General features: G+C 49.6%; 16 protein-coding genes. 7 read left to right on the top strand and 9 right to left on the bottom strand.

The features are described 5' to 3' along the window. Positions 1-33: 33 nt before the first annotated feature. A complete protein-coding gene (locus tag Pan161_RS17845) occupies positions 34-1,668 on the bottom strand; it encodes an arylsulfatase (protein WP_197995383.1) in 1,635 nt (544 codons plus the stop codon). Between the two features lie 1,179 nt (positions 1,669-2,847). Here Pan161_RS17845 and Pan161_RS17840 point away from each other — a divergent pair. Next, complete coding sequence (locus Pan161_RS17840) at positions 2,848-4,041, top strand: PP2C family protein-serine/threonine phosphatase (RefSeq protein WP_145229384.1); 1,194 nt, start codon at positions 2,848-2,850, stop codon at positions 4,039-4,041. A gap of 71 nt (positions 4,042-4,112) precedes the next feature. Beyond that, positions 4,113-5,030, top strand: coding sequence for a bestrophin (locus tag Pan161_RS17835; RefSeq protein WP_145229382.1), 918 nt, complete (start codon positions 4,113-4,115; stop codon positions 5,028-5,030). A 7-nt stretch (positions 5,031-5,037) separates the two neighbouring features. On the opposite strand, the gene Pan161_RS17830 is transcribed toward Pan161_RS17835, so the two are convergent. From Pan161_RS17830 to Pan161_RS17815, 4 genes are all read right to left on the bottom strand, one after another. After that, positions 5,038-5,481 (bottom strand): DUF695 domain-containing protein, encoded by a 444-nt coding sequence (locus Pan161_RS17830; RefSeq protein WP_145229379.1) that lies wholly within the window; start codon positions 5,479-5,481, stop codon positions 5,038-5,040. Beyond that, positions 5,478-7,433 carry a sodium/solute symporter gene (locus Pan161_RS17825; protein ID WP_145229377.1) on the bottom strand — a complete coding sequence of 652 codons (1,956 nt, stop codon included), beginning with the start codon at positions 7,431-7,433 and terminating at the stop codon, positions 5,478-5,480. The genes Pan161_RS17830 and Pan161_RS17825 overlap by 4 nt, the downstream gene beginning before the upstream one ends. Beyond that, positions 7,430-7,735, bottom strand: coding sequence for a DUF485 domain-containing protein (locus Pan161_RS17820; RefSeq protein WP_145229375.1), 306 nt, complete (start codon positions 7,733-7,735; stop codon positions 7,430-7,432). The genes Pan161_RS17825 and Pan161_RS17820 overlap by 4 nt, the downstream gene beginning before the upstream one ends. 220 nt (positions 7,736-7,955) lie before the next feature. Then, complete coding sequence (locus tag Pan161_RS17815; RefSeq protein WP_145229373.1) at positions 7,956-8,360, bottom strand: ComEA family DNA-binding protein; 405 nt, start codon at positions 8,358-8,360, stop codon at positions 7,956-7,958. Positions 8,361-8,576: 216 nt separating this feature from the next. Between Pan161_RS17815 and Pan161_RS17810 the strand changes: the two genes are divergently transcribed. Further along, positions 8,577-9,551, top strand: a complete 975-nt coding sequence (locus Pan161_RS17810; RefSeq protein ID WP_145229371.1) for an alpha/beta hydrolase — start codon at positions 8,577-8,579, stop codon at positions 9,549-9,551. Between the two features lie 31 nt (positions 9,552-9,582). Here the strand turns inward: Pan161_RS17810 and Pan161_RS17805 are convergent, their stop codons facing one another. Further along, positions 9,583-10,476 (bottom strand): hypothetical protein, encoded by an 894-nt coding sequence (locus Pan161_RS17805; RefSeq protein ID WP_145229369.1) that lies wholly within the window; start codon positions 10,474-10,476, stop codon positions 9,583-9,585. Between the two features lie 496 nt (positions 10,477-10,972). Between Pan161_RS17805 and Pan161_RS17800 the strand changes: the two genes are divergently transcribed. Further along, positions 10,973-11,542: a hypothetical protein gene (locus Pan161_RS17800; RefSeq protein WP_145229367.1), complete on the top strand. Its 570-nt coding sequence runs from the start codon at positions 10,973-10,975 to the stop codon at positions 11,540-11,542. Between the two features lie 509 nt (positions 11,543-12,051). Beyond that, positions 12,052-14,148 (top strand): glycogen debranching protein GlgX, encoded by a 2,097-nt coding sequence (glgX, locus tag Pan161_RS17795; protein WP_145229365.1) that lies wholly within the window; start codon positions 12,052-12,054, stop codon positions 14,146-14,148. Between the two features lie 12 nt (positions 14,149-14,160). Here the strand turns inward: glgX and Pan161_RS17790 are convergent, their stop codons facing one another. Then, complete coding sequence (locus tag Pan161_RS17790; RefSeq protein ID WP_145229363.1) at positions 14,161-14,928, bottom strand: undecaprenyl-diphosphate phosphatase; 768 nt, start codon at positions 14,926-14,928, stop codon at positions 14,161-14,163. A gap of 330 nt (positions 14,929-15,258) precedes the next feature. On the opposite strand from Pan161_RS17790, the gene Pan161_RS17785 reads away from it, so the two are divergent. Next, on the top strand, positions 15,259-15,660 hold the full coding sequence (locus Pan161_RS17785; protein ID WP_145229361.1) for a thioredoxin family protein: 402 nt from the start codon (positions 15,259-15,261) through the stop codon (positions 15,658-15,660). A gap of 93 nt (positions 15,661-15,753) precedes the next feature. On the opposite strand, the gene Pan161_RS17780 is transcribed toward Pan161_RS17785, so the two are convergent. Both Pan161_RS17780 and Pan161_RS17775 read right to left on the bottom strand, forming a co-directional pair. Continuing rightward, positions 15,754-17,589 (bottom strand): GTPase, encoded by a 1,836-nt coding sequence (locus Pan161_RS17780; protein ID WP_197995382.1) that lies wholly within the window; start codon positions 17,587-17,589, stop codon positions 15,754-15,756. A gap of 71 nt (positions 17,590-17,660) precedes the next feature. Beyond that, complete coding sequence (locus Pan161_RS17775) at positions 17,661-19,565, bottom strand: GTPase (RefSeq protein ID WP_145229358.1); 1,905 nt, start codon at positions 19,563-19,565, stop codon at positions 17,661-17,663. 364 nt (positions 19,566-19,929) lie between these two features. On the opposite strand from Pan161_RS17775, the gene rpsB reads away from it, so the two are divergent. Further along, on the top strand, positions 19,930-20,688 hold the full coding sequence (gene rpsB / locus Pan161_RS17770) for a 30S ribosomal protein S2 (protein ID WP_145229356.1): 759 nt from the start codon (positions 19,930-19,932) through the stop codon (positions 20,686-20,688). Positions 20,689-20,746 lie beyond the last annotated feature (58 nt).

Genomic DNA, 20,746 nt, shown 5'->3' with positions numbered 1-20,746 from the left:
TAATGATCCTCCCAAAGCGACGAGATGCGTGGTTTACTTTTTACGATAAAAATCGGGACCCTTGCTACGATATCCCGGAGCCGGCAGTTGCTCCCAGGGGACGACTCCCACTTTTTCAGCCCAGGTCTGCCAGGTATCTGCGAGGGAGGCAGCGCGCTCCGGTTGTGATTTTGCCAGATTATGCAGTTCACTGCGATCCTGGCTCAGATCGTAAAGTTCCCAGTCATGCTGATGTTCTTTAACCAGTTTCCAGTTTCCCTGGTGAATGGCTTGGTTGCCTTCATGCTCCCAGAAGAGTGTGCGTGGTTTTGTCTGTTCCGGATGCTGAAAAGTGGGCAACAGACTCTTGCCTGCCAGCGGAGTAATCTGTTTACCGTTGCGCGTCCTGGGATATTCCGCTTTGGTAATGTCAACAAAGGTGGCCAGCAGATCAATGACGTGTCCGGTCTGTCGTGTCCAATCACCAGTCTGTTTGATTTGAAGAGGCCAGCGGGCAATCAGGGGTGTTGAAATGCCCCCTTCATGCATCCACATTTTATGGAAGCGGAACGGGGTGTTGCTGGTATTGGCCCAGCCGACTTCGGCACAGCGGAAGGATTCGCGTGTGCCTGTGACTGCGCCTGGCTGGTGTCCGCGATCGATGTACTCGGCACTGGCACCGTTATCAGACAGAAAGAGCACCAGGGTATTGTCCGCAGCATCCATCTCATCCAGCTGTTTGAGTACCTGTCCGATGCCTCGATCCATGCTGGTGATCATGGCGGCGTAGACGGACATCCGCAGATCCCATTCCTGCTGTTCCTTTTTCGAGAGTGATTCCCACGCTTTGGCATCGGGGTCGCGCGGGGAGAGCGGGCTGTTGATTAGTCCGAACTCCTGCATTTTCTGATGGCGCTGTTTGCGGAGTTGATCCCAGCCTTTCAGATAGTTTCCTCGATAGCCTGCGATATCTGCGGGCCAGGCATGGAGCGGAAAATGCGGAGCCGTATAAGCGAGGTACATAAAGAAGGGTTGTTGCAGCTGTTTTTGTGCATGATCTTTCAGGCAATCGACTGCGCGCTGGCTGAAGGCATCGGTGACGTAGTAGTCCTGCTGCGGAGGCTTGATATGCTGATTGTCTTCATAAAGTGGTCGGGGAGCAAAATAGTTTCCACCTCCCCCGGTGCCATAGGCGCGGGTGAAGCCTCGTCCCAGCGGCCAGTTTTCGTTGGATTCTTTCATGCGATACGTCAAATGCCATTTGCCGACGTGATAGCACTGGTAGCCTGCTGGCGAAAGGACCTGGGGAATGCTGGCACAGTGTTCGTTCAGTTCACCCTGATAGCCGGGCAGTTTGTCGTTTCGGTTCATCCAGCCCATACCCGACTGATGTGGATACAGGCCCGTCATCAGGGAAGCACGCGTGGGGCAGCAGCGACCGGCATTATAAAATTGAGAGAATCGCAGGCCGTCTTTCGCCAACTGGTCCAGATGGGGAGTCCGGATTTCCGAACCGTAGCAACCCAGGTCTGAAAATCCGAGGTCGTCGGCCATGATCAGGACGATGTTGGGGGGCTCAGCCGCACAAGGTGCTACCCATACACAGGGTAAAAGCAGGCCAAGCAGGAGCAGCAAACCAGGCCGATTCCGGCGGCGGGTTGCATGATGTGACTTTCGATTCTGGTGCATGATGATTCGATTGGTCCTTTGCGAGAGCGTCCGCATTGGGAACGGTATTATGGCAATCAGGGTGAGCCTGTTATGCGAAGTACATTAATTGTCTTTTACTCTGTTACTTTCCGTCTCCTGCAGCAAGCTGTCAGCGTATTCTGGTAGTGACTCTGATGGGGCAGCATGCGGTGATTGCTGCATGATTCATAAATCAGAAAAAAAATGGCAGTTAACTGGTAGAAAGGGGAAGTCATTGAATGAGGGAAGCTTGCAGGAGCGATTTTCTCTGACAGGCTTTCCTGTTATCAATTATCACTTCCGGGTTTGGAGAGAGTCAATGAGCCGACAGGCTTTTCGGAGAATTCTGAGTTCTTTAGTGAAACTGATTTATTCATGTCAGCTCGTCAGGATTCTGATATTGCCTGTGAGTTTCGGCGATTCGCTGGTCGTCGGCATCCAGCTCAGAGTGACGCGCCGCAGGTTGGAATTTTCAAAAATTCAAAATGAATGCTTACTATCTCTAAGGGATCGTAGTGTATCACTGCAGCGTGTTCATCTCACGACTCGAAATGACTTCAGGTAAAATCCAAGGGGAAACGGGACTGTGCAGGAAACAGGAAACGGGGGCGCGGAGGTCCGCCTGTACGAACCGTTTTGAATAGAAGCTGGAGTGTTCCCCTGATTTATGATTCTTCCAATTGTTTCAATGTCGCCATTCTCGTCAGAGACACCAGACCGTCAAGACTGACTCATAAAAGCAGGTGGCGAGACCAGTGTGAAGTGCTATGGTATCATGCTGATTTGTGCCCACAGTCTGGTGAAGTAATCCGACTTGTGTCGACCCGCAGATGACTTTTGAGCACTGACTGGGAAAATCGTGCTGAAACCAGTGGCTTTGATCGTGTTGATCTGAGCCCGGTTCCTGATGATCACCTGCAAATGCGGTACACGCGCGCGACTCACAACGTCGTAGTTTGCACCACGGCGCGGGAGGATCAAGTTCAGTATTTTCAGCATTCGGAGGGAGCAGATTGTGAGTGAATCTCTGTTGATATGAGAATGTACACAGCTGTTGATTTGAATGAGTTATCTCTCTCTAAACACATTGTTGCCGGTAATTTGTGTCGATATCTGATGATAAAAATTATATGATAGATCAGTTAATTTATTATGAATTCGATTTTAATGGGGCCACATATGCGAATTCTGATTGGGTGGGATAATCCCGATGAATGCGAACTCATATCTCTGTATCTGGGAGTGAGTGAAAATGAACTGATAATCTGTGCGACACCTGAAGACTTCATGTCGCAGGTGCTCGAGCAGCATGACTGGGACATCATTCTGATGTCGATCATGTCACCGGATCCGCAAACCGCCTTTGATCATTTTGAGCAGATACGGCAGAAGCATCTGGATACCCCCGTTGTAGGAGCGTGTCCCACACAGGGAACCTTTCACGTCGCCCGCTTCTTAACGGCGGGCATGCGGGCTTACATTATCCGCGATGAAGGCGGGGACTTCATGTTCCTGCTGGAAACCACATTACAGAGCGTAGTCGATTCAGTCCGCGCGGAACGCGAACGTTTTGTGGCGGAACGCCTGCGCGAAGAAGTGGAGTCCGTACGTAAACTGCAGGAATCAATTATCCCGACGAACCTGATCTCACCCGACCGGTTTGATGTCACCGCGCGGTATGAATCTTCACAGATTCGTGTGTTCGGTGGTCAGCCTGTGACATTGGCAGGAGGGGATTATTACGATGTCTTTATGCTGGATGATGATAATCTGGTATTACTGGTTGGCGATGCTTCGGGGCATGGCATGAAAGCCTGCATGTCGATCATGACCATGCATACGCTGGTGGGAATGATTCGTTCCAACAAATATCTGGATACGGCTGCCTTCGTGAAGGATGTGAATAACCGATTATGTAATCAGGCCATCGTAAATGATGATGGAGGTTTTATCACGCTGCTCTACGGGATCTTGAATTCCAAGACCAATGAATTTCAATGGACTTCCGCCGGTGCACCAATACCGATGATTCAAGAACTGGAAACCAATCAGGTTCACGAATTGGGGACCATCAACGATGGGGGACTGCCACTGGGAATCGTAGCTGATGCAGAATATGATATTCACACATCTTTTGTCCCGCCTGACAGTCGCCTGCTGATTTTTACGGATGGCCTGGCAGAAGCATTTCCCGGCGAAAAAGAGTCATTTGGCGAATTTGGAATTCCCGGAATCATGCAATCATTGCAGTCATCGCGGAGCGTGAATCTGGAACAGTCGCTCGAAAATCTGTTTCGAGATTCCAATGCTTTTACAGACGGATCTGGCAGGCATGATGATACTTCAGTTGTATTATTAGAGCGAAAAAACTAGAGTCCCTGTAATTATTTGAAGCGAACTGACAGGATAAGTTTGTCTGGTTTTAATGCAGGGTTTTTGGTTTTATGGCAGCTGATCCAGAATTGAATCTCACGTTTATCGAGAAGAAACTGGGAACACTTGGACGTATTTCTCTCTATGCCGGCCTGGTCGGCGTTTACAGTCTGATCCCTGTGATCAAAGAGAACCCGGGGTGGTTACATGATTTTGGTCTGTCCGAGACGCTGAGTGAAGATATTCACAAGTTTGGTGATCTGTCATCGAGTCTGCACGGAATCCTCGGGCTGGTACTCGGACTTTTGCTGGTGTTTCGGACGAACAGTTCTTATTCCCGCTGGTGGGAAGCCCGCAAGTTGTGGGGACGCCTGGTTAATGTAACTCGTAACATGGCAATTAAATTTCGGGAATTCACCAATTTTGACCGCGAAGAATTGCGGGTACTGGCAGGAATGATCGTGGCTTTTCCAGAAGCATTACGCGATCACCTGCGTGAAGATGATGACTTCGATATGTTCCCGGAACTCGAACAGATCGATCCTCCGCCACGGCATATACCGGCTTATATCGCTGACCTGATTTATCGCCGCGTGATTGGCTGGAAACGATCCGGTCTGATTGACGGCGACGAAATGCGAATCATTGATACCGAGGTACGGGAGTTGATGGAAATTTGTGGTGGATGTGAGCGAATCCGCAGAACGCGGCTTTCTCCTTCGTATCGTCTGTTCGTGCGACACTGTATTACGCTTTATCTGTGTACACTTCCCTGGGGACTGGTCGATGACTTCGAATTCTGGACAGTGCCTTTGACGGTGATCATGGCTTACTTCATGATCGGGATTGAAGTAATTGCGCACTCCGTGGAAGAACCGTTCGGGCTGGACGAAGACGACCTTGATCTGGATGGTCTGTGTATCACCATTCGTTCAACTGTCAACGAAATCCTGGATCGCTTCGGTAATCAGACAGAAAAGGGAGCCTGAATTCTGATCAGGCGGTGACCTGTTCCATGAAGTTTGAGTAGGCGTACCAGTCGGGATCGGCTTCCGTATGGAACTCGATCGGCAGTGGTGCTGCGTCAGCAAGTGCCTCGTTCAATACCTGCAGCGCCAGCTCCGCATCACGCAGATACCACTGCCATTCACAGATCTGGTTTCCGGTGATCAACATGGTAAGGTGTCCCAAGCCTGTTTTCAGCCAGATCTCGACCAGTTGTTCTTCAAACTGATTCATCTGCTGCTGATCTTCCGGACCTGGCATGCCTGTAGCGTTGGGCGATGTGTACGACCAGATGATTTCAACCCGGGCGGGAAAATCAGCCGTGCTGATATCCTGTGGGATTTCCGGCAGGAGGCGAAAGAGGACTGAGTATTCATCCTCCATAGCAGTTGCCGTGAGCCATTCCTGTTCTGGTTCATGTGGTTGTTCTGTCAATTGACTGACTCCTGTGATTTGGGCTGCGTCATTAATGAGACGACGATCAGAACAATGAAGCCCAGCGGTATGGTCACCAGTCCAGGTTGACTGAAGGGAACGATCGCATCTGCAGGTTCCCATCCATAGATGCCTTTATACGAGTCGGCACTCAACAGGATCCAACCCAGTGAAGTGATCATCCCGGTGAAGATCGCGACGGTAATTCCCTGCTTGGTCGTTTTAGGCCAGAAGAGCAGCATCACCAGTGCCGGCAGATTCGCGGACGCGGCCACGCTGAAGGCCCAGCCAACCAGGTAGTTCACATTAAACTTTTCAAACAGGATACCCAGAATGATGGCAATCACACCTACGACGACTGATGCAATCTTGGCGATGCGCACTTTAGCGAAATCATTCATTTCGATTTTCAGAAAGCTCGACATCAGATCGTGCACGACTGCGCCACTGGAAGCGATAATCAGACCGCTGACAGTTCCGAGTACTGTGGTGAAGGCAATCGCGGAGATAATGGCGAACAGCCAGTCGCCGATACTCTTTGCGAGCAGGGGAGCAGCCATATTAGAGTTGGTCACGTCCATGGCGCCACTGGTCATGGCTCCCAGCCCCATAAACAGGGTTAAGATATAGAAGTAACCAATACTGCCGATGCCGACGATTGTACTTTTCCGGGCACTGGCCTGATCCTTCACGGTGTAGTAACGGATCAGAATGTGTGGCAGCGATGCGGTTCCACAAAAGAGAGCCAGCATCAATGAGAGGAAGTTGAGTTTTTCGGAGAATTTATCACCACGGATACCGGCAAATTTAGGATGGTTACCGGGACTGAGAACTTTTTCACCCGACGTGGGTTGAGGAAAATAAATCGTCAACGCTGAACCATCCTCTTCTTTAATGGATTCAGACCCCCAGAGGATGATTTCGCTTTCGCGAATGGTACTTAAAAAACTGGTCAGTCCCAGCGGACCCGTCTCTGTTTTATCGCCGGGCAGTTTGCTGACGCGACCGACGGGATAGAAATCGGTTTCTCCTTCGCCTGTACCCTGTGGCAAGCCATTGATGATGACAGCGCCCTGGGATGTGGTCAGTTTGTATTGGGTTTCGGAAAGAAAATACTGCTGTTCTTCATTTTCAGAAATCTTCCAATAAGATGTTTTGCCGTCCTGTATCAGTCGCAGGAATCCTTTTTTCGCCCAGGCTCCCTGATCGAGGGGAGTCAGATTGTCCTGATCGGTGAGTTTCAATTCTGATCTCCATTGCTGAAGATCATTCACCGCAGCGGGGCCCAGGATCTGGAACTGGTGAGTTGTTTTACCATCGTTCACTGGTTCGGTGGAAAGACCACGCTGCAGAATCAGAACGGTGAGAATAGTGCTGAAGATGACGAGCAATGAGCCTTTCAAAAACTGCACGTAGGTTGTACTGACCATGCCTGCTGTCACGACGATCAGAATGACGATGGTCCCGACCATCAATACGCCGACGTAGTGCGGGAATCCAAGCAGAGGGGTAATCAGTGCGCCGGCGCCGACCATCTGGGGAATCAAGTAGAAAATACTGACTACCAGAGTACTGATGGCAGCAGCCAGCTTGATACCTCGAGATTGAAATTTACTGTCGAGCGCGTCGGCGAAGGTAAATCGGCCCATACGTTTGAGTGGTTCTGCAATCACGAACAAAGCCACGATCCAGCCTGCCAGATATCCGATGGAATACAGGAACCCATCGTATCCATAAAAGGCAATCATGCCGCAGATACCCAGGAATGAAGCGGCTGACAGGTAGTCGCCGGCAAAGGCAACCCCGTTCACAAACCAGTGGATGCCTCCACCAGCGGCGAAGTAGCCTTTTGCCGATTTGGCTTTGGCGCCCAGCCAGAAACTGAGTCCGAGGGTTACAGCGACGATGGCACCGAAGATTAAAACGGCCATTAGTGATGGTTCATAAATCATGATTTTGCCTCCCCATTATCTGCAGACGGGGAGTTAATCTCATTGCGGCACAACCAGCCATAAATCAGGGCCAGCAGAAACGCGGCAATAATCAGGGTGAAACCATAGACGATGGCCAGGTTCAAGCCGGCAAAGACGACCACTTCCATCTGGGCAGGCGAAAACGTATTTAGAAATACAAATCCACCATACAACACCAGATAGACTACGAAGAGTTTGAGACCCAGACGCGTGTTTCGCGAAATGGTCTCAAGACTCTCCTGTTCATCTGGCTCATGGGAGCCATGATCAAAACCTGCCATAAGAAGTAAACCCTTTAGATGAAACGCTATTTCGGGCAAGATCAGCCAGAAAGACTGGATCTGAATCAATGATTGAACAGACTATTCAACCGTGATTCGGGTATGGAATCAACTGACTTCAGAACGGGAGCGGCAAAGATATTGAAAAACTGCTGTTTTTAACAGGGAATCAGCAGTCTTCAGCTTTCAGAGGCTGTACAAGCCTGAACGCAACCAGACCTCAATGGATTGAGGTCTTCAAGGTGGAATCCAAAATCAGGTGTTTCCGGTTGGCGTTCAGTTTCTTTTCGCCGATTCCGTTGACGTTTTTCAAGTCATCGAGGGAAGCGAAGGGACCATTGGCTTCCCGGTAGGCTACAATCCGTTTTCCCAGAGAAGGGCCGATACCCTCAAGTTGAGCAAACTCCACCCAGGTTGCCTGATTGATATCAACCTGATATTCGTAGGGGAGATGTGGCAGCCGTTCGATTACAATGGATTTCGTTCCCCAATGCGACAACTGAATTAAATGAATCAGCGCAAGGAGCAGGATGATGGTGAACAGGATCCCCAGGAAATACTGATCATCCCGTTGCAGACCAAGAAATGGTCGTGAGGGGGTTTCGTTGGTTTCCTGGTCCTGCATTGACAATCTGTTCTCGCGTTGAAGAATGATAAAATATACTGAAAAATACAGTAATCGGGAGAGAGAAGATCCTGAAAAGCGAGGACACTAATTGACCTCACTATGAATAACTCATAGAATAAAAGTATAGTTCAATAGAAATATTGCATATCCCAGACCGTTTGCATCATCAAGCTTACAGCCACAAAGAATTTATTCCAACGTTGAGGGGGTTCCGTGCGAAATCTTTTACACTGTACGAAAACAAGTCACCTGATTTATTCGGTCTTCACGTTGGTTTCCATTTCGTTGATAAGTAGCAGTGCTGTCTTTGCACAGGCTAAAGATACTAAAGGTCCGCCTAAACCTCAGGAGATGACCTTAACGGCACAGGGTGGTTGGCCGATTGCGATTACCTACTTTGAATCCAGTAATGCTTCTGAGTCGCCCGTTGTTGTTCTGTTGCATGGTAAGGGAGGAAGTAAACGGGTATGGGATCAGCAGTTTGCGCCCATACTGCAGCAGAATGGGTATGCAGTTGTCTCTGTTGATTTGCGAAAGCATGGCAAAAGTCAGTTGACTGCCGCAGATGCAGGAGGCAATCAGAATCAGAAAGGAAGTTCCCGGGATAAGCTTTCCGCTCTGGATTACAGGGCGATGGTCGGTTTGGATATGGAAGCGGTCTGGAAGTTTCTGTACGAGGAACATCAGAAAAAACATCTAAACATGCAGAAAACAGCAGTCATCGCGTCGGACATGAGTGTGCCGATTGTCTTGAATTATGCTCTATATGACTGGAGTAAAATTCCCTATGATGACGCGCCTGTGCTGGCAGCCAAAACCCCCAAAGGCCAGACTGTGAGAGCACTGGTACTGATTTCACCTGATGCGAGTGTTCCTGGAGTCTCTGCCTCGCGCGCTGCAGTCAAGGTCAAGGAACCAATATTAGGGGTCAGTTTTTTCGTGTGCACTGGTGCCAGCGACTCCCTGGATCGCGGGTCTGCCAACAAGCTCTATACGCTATTGTCCTCCGCACAGGATTCCAAAGAGCGCATGTACTTCAAGGAGTACCCAGGCAAATTGCGAGGTACTGATATGATCGGCAAGCGATTGGGGCTTGAACTGGATATCCTGAAGTTTCTGGATAAGCACCTGAAAAAGCTGCCTGGTGACTGGTCTGATCGCCGTCCCCGTTATGATCGGGATGAGTAATCGCGCTACCGTGTTTTGAGGGTAATTACTGTCAGGCTGCTCTTTTTTGTTGGGTTTCATCCTGGCAGGTAACCTCGCAGATTGACAGAGATTTCAAGGCAATCCTGTCTGACAGCATCGCGATTTCGGTTTTGATCTCATTGATTTCGCGTTCTTTCTCAAGGAGCTGGGCTTCCAGGCGTGTGATCCGTTTTTCCGGATTTCGTTGTAGTAATCGGTTAATGACCTCCAGCATGAGGAGTGCACGGTAGAGCTTCATTACCAGACTCTTTAAGCGAAACACCCGCGCGGACTTCAGCAGCCCAGCCATGCGAAACGCCCGCAGGAAGGCAATCATCGGCAGGCAGATGACGGCCAGGTCGATCCAGTGTTTGCGACAGTAGTCTACGCGTTTGTGTTCAATCGAGATCATTACAATGAACTCAAGCGTGAATGCAAACCAGATGAACCCGGTTGCTAAAGCAGTGATATCCGCCATCAGGGGGCTGGCTTCAATCTGTTTCTGCCAGTAATGTTCGAGCGCAAACAGTGGGAGCACCAGCAGGGCGATCACCAGCATAGGCACGGAAAAGGATTTTCTCACACGTTCCAGAAATGCTTTATTGACTTCCCGCCACGCCAGAATGGGAAACCAGATCGCGCGTCCCGTCATTTGGTCTCGTGCGCAAATTCTGAGAGGGGGAGCCAGGCAGTACAGCAGATTAAATTTCCAGCGGGGACTTCCCAGTGCAATATGTGTGATGGCTTCAACGACGAAGCAGGGGTAGAGCAGGAACAGGCACCAGTTGCAGATATCCAGTGCGATTCCCGGCGATTCCAGATTGAAGAGATGTAGCGTGCCCGCGAAAAAAGCGAGAAACAGAATAGAACAGCAGAACATGGGGGCTGCTGCAAACTGGTCGATTTTTTTGGTGTACCGATTCATGGTTCTCATCACTGCAAATGGGATCTGTGAAAAATACATCCCAATGAAAAGGTCTGCTGAGCTGGGGGGAGGAGTTATATGGGATATCGGCAATAGCGTCTATTTAGAATAACCAGACCAGACTGCCAGAACGAAAAACAAGCTAATCAATTTGATAACATGTTGGGGCGGGTGGAATGCCTGTAAACGTTGTTTAAATTTAACTGATCACTACAGGTTAGCCGAAAATCCTACCTGTTTTAATATTAATCAGATTAAGTGATGGCTGTTTGTAGAAATGATGTCGTAATTGTTACAAATATTGATCTGGTGTGTTGCTAAAATGATCTATTTGGCTTTAGTTGTATGTGTATAAGTTGTTGTATTGTAATGGTATAGTGTGATGTGTTGATGGTGGTTGTTGTAGTTTGGCACGGCGAGTGCATTAGCTGTTATTTGCCACGATGTGGTTTAAATGATAACAGTAACTCGTTTTTTCAAATGTGGAGAAATCTCAATGAAACGTTTCCTTACAACTTTAGCTATTTGCGCTGCGGCTGTTGTGATGCTGTCTGACGACTCTCAAGCTGCTGAAACTCAGACAGCTTTCTTTCAACCTCGTCCCGGTGGTGTGGTCGATGTGATTACCTCGCCTTTTCGTGCGTTAACCAGACCTGTCAGCTATCGGACTGCACAGCAGACGTATCGTCCCTATTATGGTCAGACATCTTATGGCCAAGCTTCTTATGGCAGGACGAATTGTGTTAATGGTGTCTGTTCCCCCACCAGTAACTTCACCAGCAATTACGCCAGTCCCTGTGCCTCGGGTAATTGTGGAACCGGATATGGCTCTGCCAGTTGCCCCGGTGGGAACTGCGGAACGCCTTACGGTACAGCCAACTGCCCTGGTGGTAACTGTAACTTGACTCAATACCGTTATCCTACCCAGAACTATACCGGGTACCGCGGAACAGGGTTTAACGGTGTACAGCAATACCCGGCTTACCGCCCGGTAACCCAGCCCGTATACCGGACGTCTGTACCAGCATCTACTAATTCCATCCGAAATGATCCATTTTTCCCTTAAGAGTAAAGTATATTTCACTGGAAAACTGGTTCAAAACTACAGGATGAAAAATGTGGTTATGCAAGCACTGAGCTGCTGGAACGTTCCAGCAGCTCAGTTGTCATTTTTGGGAAATTGTTCTGGGTAAAGTTGTTTTACTTGTTAAACTATCTACACCTCTCAGTTAATTTATGTATAAACTGAGTGTTGATTGAATAAAGTACTCAGCGATCTTTCTCTCGGTCATAGCTTCAATCAGATACTGATTTTAAAGTTCTCAATTTCAGAAAAAAAAAGAATGATCAATTACTGGCAGGGACGTCGAAGTATAGAATTAGGGATAATGGTTAGAATTTAATGGCGGTTGCCTCTGTTCTGTGGCATGAGGCTGACAGCCGTTTTGAAATATTTAAAGATATGTAACTGTGTTAGACGGAAAGTTCTGATTTCTTTTTTTGGCGCTCAGGAGAAGATTCAATTATTTTCACATTTAAACGTTTGATGCAGTCATTGTGAGGAACAGGTCAGCAATGGGTCGCGAATTGGTACACTCTCTCAGCTCCCCGATTCATTCAATGCATACTTTTTCCTACGGCGCGGTGCCGCAGGATAACGGGGTGCTTTTTTCCGTTTACAGTCGATCAGCCACATCAATGTGGCTTTTACTGTATAATCATGTTGATGATACAGAGCCTTCGGAAGTCATCCGTTTCAATCAGGAATATGGACGCCTCGGAGATATCTGGACTGCATTCATCTCCGGCATTGGTCCAGGCCAGCTTTATCACTTTCAGGCAGATGGTCCCTTTCAGCCGGAAATCGGCCAGCGATTTGATAAGCGGGCGCGACTGATTGACCCTTATGCGAAAGCGCTAGCAGGAAATTTTCAGCCTGCATTAGATGGTATCGTGCGGCCTCCTAAATGTGTGGTTGTTGATGATCAGTTTGACTGGCAGGGAGATCGGCATGTCCGTCACCATCTGGCTGATACTGTCATATATGAAATGCATGTGCGTGGTTTTACCAACTCACCTTCCAGTGGAGTGGAGAATCCCGGCACTTATCTGGGAGTCATTGAAAAGATTCCTTATCTGATTGACCTGGGCGTCACCGCGGTCGAGTTAATGCCCATTCACGAATTCCCGATGAATGAGGCCGATGGTACTTTCACAGACCATCAAAACTATTGGGGATATGAAACATTGGCCTTCTTTGCACCGCACCGTGGTTTTGCGACGAGTTCAGAACCAGGGGGGCAGGTACGCGAATTCAAAGAGATGGTGCGAGCACTGCATAAAGCCGGCATCGAAGTGATTCTGGATGTAGTATTCAATCATACTGCGGAAGGAAATGAGAATGGTCCAACCCTCTCATTCCGTGGACTGGAAAACCAGGTTTATTACCATCTGGATCAAGGTGGAAAATACTATAAAAACTATTCCGGTTGTGGAAACGCAATTAATGGAAACCATCCGGTTGTTCGGGAAATGATCTTCCATTGTCTGCGGCACTGGACCTGCAATTATCATATTGATGGTTTCCGTTTTGATTTAGCTTCGATTCTGAGCCGTGATCGTAGTGGTAATCTCGTCCCCAGTCCTCCCCTGGTGGAAGCGATCGCAGAAGATCCCTTGCTTGCAGATACCAAGCTGATCGCAGAAGCCTGGGATGCTGCCGGCGCATATCAGGTCGGCTCCTTTTCACACATTCGCTGGGCGGAGTGGAATGGCCGTTACCGGGATGATATTCGTCGATTCTGGCGAGGTGATGTTCCTACGCTAGGCGATTATGCTACCCGGCTTTCAGGGTCGAGCGATCTCTATCAGGAGACGGGACGCGAACCATTTCATGGCGTGAACTTTATTACCGCACATGATGGTTTCACGCTGAATGATCTGGTGAGCTATGAACACAAGCACAATTATGCCAACCGCGAAGATAATCAGGATGGCGAAAATAACAACATCAGCATGAATTTCGGCGCTGAAGGTCCTACTGATGATCCTGCCATTATCGGGATGCGTGAGCGACAGATCAAGAATATGCTGGCGACGCTCTTTTTGAGCCAGGGTGTCCCGATGCTGCTCGCTGGTGATGAATGCCGCCGAACTCAGCGGGGGAACAACAATACCTACTGTCAGGATAACGCCATTTCATGGTTTGACTGGTCGCTGGTCAATAAGTACAAAGGTCTGTATCGATTCTGTAAAGAACTGATCCATTTTCGGCTTTGTGAGCCAACCCTGAGACAGCGGAATTTTCTCACCGGTCAATCAAATGGTGTTGAGAAACTGCCCGATGTCAGCTGGTATAACGTCATGGGACAATCTGTCGACTGGCGCCATGATAAGAACTGCCTGTTGTGCATATTGGGTGCAAGACACACCTCACGCAGGGTGCGCGATGGTTCTGACTTGATGATTCTGGTTAATTCCTCACATGATCCGCAGGCATTTGAATTGCCTGTTGGAATCAAACCTAAGGAGTGGAACCTGACTATCGATACTTCAGCCCGTTCTCCGATGGATATTTTCCCCAAACGGGATGGAGCGACGTTGTATCCTCGTGTTGCCGTCCTGCCGCCACGCTCACTGCGTTGCTATGTCCGTCGGAGTGGTCGTAAATAAGCAGATTGATGATCAGATCAACTGCATGATGACGATTACAATTCCCAGTGGAATGCACCAGTAGGCGAAGTAGTGCAGCTTGCCTTTTTCCAGCCAGCGCACGAGCAGCCAGAGTGACACAAGTCCTACGACTGCCGCGATCAGGGCGCCGATGAGTAACAGACTCAGGGGCGTGCTGAGGTGCTGGCTCGAAATGATTTCCGCCGTCTCCAGTATGGTGGCGCCGGAAATCGCCGGGATGGCAAGTAGAAAAGAGAAGGTGGCTGCCGACTGCCGCGACATCCCCGTGAGCAGTCCTGCAACGATGGTACTTCCACTGCGGGAGATTCCCGGCAGAATGGCAATTGCCTGCGCCAGTCCAATCAGAATTGCCTGCTTGTAAGTGATTTTTGTGTAGCTCTGGTCGTGATGTGGAATGCGAGGAATCAGCAGCAGGAGCAGGCCGGTCACAGGCAACATGCAGCCTGCCAGCAGAGGGCTTTCCAGATAGTGCTCTGCATATTTTTTGGCCGCCAGTCCAATCACGACAACTGGCAGTGTGCCCACAATCATCAGTGGAATGACACGCATGTCCCGGCTTAATAGCCGAAAGATCGTTTTGTGATAAAAGATCAGGATCGAGAGCAGTGTTCCCGCATGCAACACGATATTCACATCGGTCTGATCTGCCTGGATCTTCAGCAGGCTCTCCACGATTACCAGGTGCCCGGAAGAGCTGATCGGCAGGAATTCGCTGATACCCTGAATGATGGACAGCAGTATCATTTTTAACCAGGTCATGGGGACATCTTTTCAAGGAAACGGGAAGCGATTGACTTCGACCAGCGTAGGAACTGATCAATGTGGATTGATGAAGACAATTTTTCGGAGTTACAATCCTGTGGAGTCTGAAGTGATGTAAGTGCAAATAATGATTGGAATTACAAATAGTGATACATGTTGCATCTAGATGAAAATCATTAGAGTCTCTTGCAGAGACTCTATAACGAGGAATCGGAATCTTGTCAATTTGAGTCGAGTTTAACGGTTGAACGGGTTAGCTTGAGTCGCTATGGTTGTTGCCTATTGTAAATGAGATTTCTAAATGTCTTTAAATTGTAATGGATCACAATGAATACACTCATCCCAGCAACATTGGTGTTATCTCTTTCCTTAGCACCAGCCCAGTCAGTGGAAGTGCCTGCGTTGCCCGAAAACGTCATTCAACTCTTTAAAATGGAAGAAGACGTTTCCAGCCATCAACTGTTACTGTTTACAGCAAGCTGGTGTCCTGCCTGTGTGCAGATGAAGAACAATGAATTTCCCGCGCTCAAAAGGCAGAACTGGGAAATCAGTGAATCAGAATCAAGTCACATTCGAGTGATTGATGTCGACCAGCACGCAGATTTGACAGAAAAATATCACGTGCAGTCCTTGCCGACGCTGATCCTGGTTGTCGACGGCAAAGAAGTCAGTCGATCTGGTTCATTGAATGCCTACAGCATTGCTGAGATGTTCTACAATCGCAAATAGTCTGTGATCATCTTGTCTGCAGAATCCCAGCTTTTTAAGCCTTGAGTCTCGTAAGGTAAGAGGTCCCCTGGTGAAACAGGGAAGTGTTCTGACTTATTGCCTTGCTTGAGAGCCGACGTGCTTTGTCGGCTCATTTACTTTCCAGGACCCCAAGATCCTGGAGCCTGCGATTTCTGAGCGGAGTTGATGTACCTCTCCCCGCATGCGTTCCAGTGCATGCTGTTGAGAGTAGACCTGGCGACACTCGCGTTCCAGATGTGGAAACAGTCCGTGTGAAAGTCTGGTCTTGGCCAGATGGTCTGCCAGCTGATTGATCTCCTGTTCCAGTCCTCGCTTCAGTTTGCGGGTAAACATCATCACCAGGAACCCGGTCCAGATCAGAAAAATGACTCCTGCAGTGACGTAAAAATCAATCGCCAGGATATTTGATTCGTCCAGGAACGAGTCGTAGAAAAAGTTTTTTCCAATACGGACCAGTGCATAAACGACCAATGCCAGAAACAGGGTTTCATACACACAGCGTGTAAACCAGCCGGAGTTTTTATGCGCGAGACGGGTAATGATGCTGTCGATTTTTGTGCCTGCATCATTCAGGAACTGTTCCTCGACATGCGCTGCTTCGGTTTGCAGATATTCCAGTGACCCGATCTGGTGTCCTGGCGGAGGGGTGAGACCTGCCGCCTGTGTATAGCCGTCAATCAATAGTTGTGATTCGCGCAGTTTATTATCATCCAGGCCAAATGAACCAATGCGTTTAATGCGGTCATCCGCCGCCTGTTCCTGATGGCGATTTCCCAGCCAGCGGGCGCCCTGCAAGGCACCGATCAATGCGACCTGTGCTGAATTTCTGGCACGAAACAGACTGGCTGAGGCGACCAGATTTCCTAATCCGTTATACAGGCGGAGCATCATGGAAAACGGACTCGAGCCCCAGGAATCGGAAACACAGGAAAGGAGTCTGCGTTCCCAGAGATTGCGACTGACGAGTAATTCCGACCGTAGTTCTTGTGACATTTGTCCGGTGAGTACAACCTGTTGCTGTTTCAAAAATGCTTCGAGTTCATGGACTGCAGGCAATCCGTTTTCGATTTTGCCTGCGCAGTGGTCGATGGCATTTTGCATTAACTCGAGCAGGTTGGCGCGGCGGACCTGGAGGCGTTCTGACTTGCCGAGCTGGGCACTCAAAATATTCTGTAAAGCAGCGAATTCCGGGTCGGGAGTGCGGTCTGCCAGCTGATCTTCCAGCGCCTTGACCGAATCGACAAAGTAGATTTCCGGTACTTCAAACTGTTGTGAAAGTTGCTGTTTCCAGTCTTCGCGAATGTCTTCATCCAGGCCGGCATGTGTCTGTACAAAGATCAGTCGTCGGCCGATGGCTGCCTCAATCAGTTCCTCGGAGACCCGCGCGGAGCGGTATTTCTGCTGGGTCGAGGTGTAGAGCAAGATGTCACACAGTGGGATGATGTGCTGCAGGCGGGTCAGGTTATTTTCTTCGAAGTTGGATTCAGACGTGTCCGGGTCCGGGCAGTCGATCAGAATGATGTTCTGCAACTGATCCAGTTTTTTCTGTTCAACATGAAACTGACTCAGGTCCAGCCCCAGTCGATCGAGGTCGGTCTCCGGATGTGCAATCAGGACCGGCTTGGTCGTTGTCGGTCTCTGTCTTCCAGATGTGGTGCAGTACGATCCAATCAGAGCATTGACGAGGCTGCTTTTTCCTGTTCCGGTGCCGCCAAAGGTGGCGATGACCAGAGGAGATTCCAGGCGTACGCGGAGCATGCCCAGCCGTGGCAGGAGCTGCTGGATTACCGCCTGACATTGTTGTGCAGTCTTCCAGTGTGTTTGCTGCTCACCCCAGTGTTTGAGCTGATGAATCAGGTTGTCCACAGCTGCCAGCAGTTCAATTTGTGCTAATTCGGATGTAGGCATGGTTTCTGTCTTTGTTTCTGGTCTCATGTCTCGGGTAAGGTTTGACACTGTTCCCCATATTATGGAGGGGTTTAGAGCGTAATCTGCAGTTGATTCAGCTGTTGTTCCAGCTCGTTGACGGTCTGTTGAACCGCATGGTAATGTTCGGAGTCTGGCAGTGCGACAGCCGACTTCAGTTCTTCCGGAAGTGTTTTCAATAAATGAGTTCGAACGGCATTCGCGAGCCACTCGGTTCGTCTCTGTGCAAAGACGGCGTGAAATCGTCTGATTTTTGCTTCGAGGTATCCCATGCCCGATGCAGCGGAACTGCTGACGGCTGTCTCTCCGACGGTCGTGGCGGCGGCACCTCCGGCCACATCACCGGCTACATTGACGACCGACTGAATCATGGTATCGGTGACGATTTGTGTTCCCACATCACCGACGGCGCCAAAGCCGACAAAGAATAATCCGACGCTGAGGACCGGGCGTCCTACGGCAGCGGCCCGGTCGATCTGCTTAATCAACGCATAATACTGCGGACTTTCCGATCTGAAACTGGTCATCTCTTTGTTGACCAGGTCTTCAAACTGAGTCGTGAAATCGAAGCGGGAGTGCTCCTCATGCAACGTCTTCAGAAGGGCTTCACGTGATGTTCCATTTAACAGGGTTTTCAGGCGATTGGTCAGCAGTTCGTTACCCAGTTCACTGACGAGTGTCAGCCGATCGTAGATCCCCTCGACTGTCTGCAGGACTACCGTCCATTCCTGGTCGCGGTAAACTTCCATCGGTGGTCGTTTTTCTTCTGTGGTGAGCGAATGCAGGTAACGGACCGGCCAGAGGACTCCTTTGCCAAGTGAGTTGTAGAAGCCGTGCACATGGGCTGACCAGCCTTCCCGTTGTTCCTGCCACCATTTACGAACGGCGGCGACGAGCACGGCATTGGGAACCAGCGGCCAGTTTTCGATCTCGGCCAGTTCATGCTCTGAAAGTAACTCCGCCGCCGAACGGAATTCCTGACTGCGCGATTTGATTTCCCGTAGATAAGAGGGCACACCTGTCTCCTGCTGGATGAGATACTTCAATGCGCCCCGTAGCGTCTGAACTTTGATCTCGCCGAACTGCATCTGTGACAGAACTTCCATTAGATTCACAGCGGAATCTGTTTGAGGCGGACTGTCATTGACCTCGGGATGTGAATCTGCCGAAGCCGGTTCAAATTGACGCGGGTAGAAAGGGAGTTCCAGGTTGGTTGCCGCACGCCGATCGTTCGGGGCGATAAACACCAGTTCCGGATGTGCTCCGGTCTCCTGACAGAATGTGTTTAACCACAAAGGCCAGTATGCTTCATCGTCGGGTAACTGGCATTGATTGAAGACGGTGATAATGACTTTGTCTTCCCGGGCTGCTTCCCGGAAAAATTTTTTCACCGCGGCGTCGTTGTATTTCTGTTGTGTTAAGACGGTGACCAGCACATCTGCGCATTGCCTGATCCGTTCTGCGCGTTCCCAGTTGACTTCGGCATCGCTGTCGATATCGGGAGTGTCCAGCACGAGGAGATTCGAAGCCAGGGTATCACAGTTTTTCCAGAAGAGCAGATGCCGCTCGTCCTGTTGGAGTGGGTCTTCCGCCGATGACCAGAGAATCAGCTCGAATCCCTGGAAAACTTTGCGTAAGTCGTGCTGCTGTTCAAAGTGCTGTGGCACCAGGCAAACCGGATGGCGTGTCTGAGAGGCGAGGGGGCTGATGGCGCTGGTCTGCTGATCAACGAGATGATTGAAGATGACGCTCTTGCCAATATTGGTTCCCCCCACGACTGCGACGACCAGATACATCTCATTTGTCAGCTGGGGAATCAGTTTACGTTCCAGAATATCAAACCATTCCCGGCCACTGAGGCTGGGAATTTCCAGCTGACTGGTTTGTGCTGCCAGAGACTGCAGATGGTTCCGCAACTGGTGGATCGTATGCGAAAATTTGTGAAGCGTGGTGGACATAGGATATTTGAGTTCAGGAATGGATGATGTTACAGTCTGTGATTCGCCAGTCAGGGCTCATTCTTATTACAAAATCGCCCTGTTTGAGTATATCGATTCCGGGATCTCAGGATGAGTCCAATTTGGATCAGAGACGCTTCAAATTCGATCCAATTCTCTGAATTAACGGTCGCGAGGTTTGACGGGCGCAATTAACTCAGATACGATCCACCCAGCCGCACTTTGCAGTGTTCTCAGCTCAAGTTGCGCAGAGAGAATTTGTAGATGCTGTTTGACGCCTTCAATAGATAAGTCTATTGATTGTAATTCTTTAAGAACGTGGCCCCTGGCAGGTCATGTGCCCATTAACAAAGAGGAGTGAAAAATGTCGGAATTGGTAGTCAAGGATATTCTTGAAGCGGGTGTTCACTACGGCCATAAGACCAGCCGCTGGAACCCTAAGATGCGACCTTACATTTATGGTCGTCGTAACCAGATTCATATTATCGACCTGAAAGAGACTGTCCGCGGCATTATTCGTGGAAAACGTTATCTGGAACGGGTCGCCTCACAGGGAAGTCTGATCCTGTTCGTAGGTACCAAGAAGCAGGCTCAAGGGCCGATTCGCGATGCAGCGAATGCCTGTGGTATGCCTTATGTGACAGAACGCTGGCTGGGTGGTGCGTTGACCAACTTCCGCACCGTACGTAACCGCCTGAAACGTCTGGAAGAGCTGGAATCATTTGATGAAACCGGTGAAATTCATTCTTATTCCAAGAAGATGCAGTCCACACTGCTGCGTGAAAAGCGAAAAGTCTTCCGTAACCTGAACGGTATTCGTACCATGAACCGTCTGCCCGAAGCACTGGTTGTGGTTGACCCGACCAAGGAAAAGAATGCGGTTCACGAAGCACACATTCTGGGAATTAAAGTGGTTGGTCTGATTGATACCGACTCCGATCCTGATGAAGTCGATCTGCCGATCCCCGGTAATGATGACAGCATCCGCTCGATTCGTCTGGTAATGAACCAGCTGGCTTCTTCCATCATGGAAGGCAAAGGCAAACTGCCTGATGCCGGTAAAAAAGATGACAGTGGTGAAGCTGGTGCTGAAGAAGAATTCAAGCCCGTCCCTTCACTGTAAGAGATAGATGGCAAATTGAGATGGCGACAGTGTCTCTCGCCGACTGGTGATCCAGCCA

The sequence above is a fragment of the Gimesia algae genome, from assembly GCF_007746795.1.
Classification (GTDB): domain Bacteria; phylum Planctomycetota; class Planctomycetia; order Planctomycetales; family Planctomycetaceae; genus Gimesia; species Gimesia algae.
This window is presented reverse-complemented; position numbering and strand designations above follow the sequence as displayed.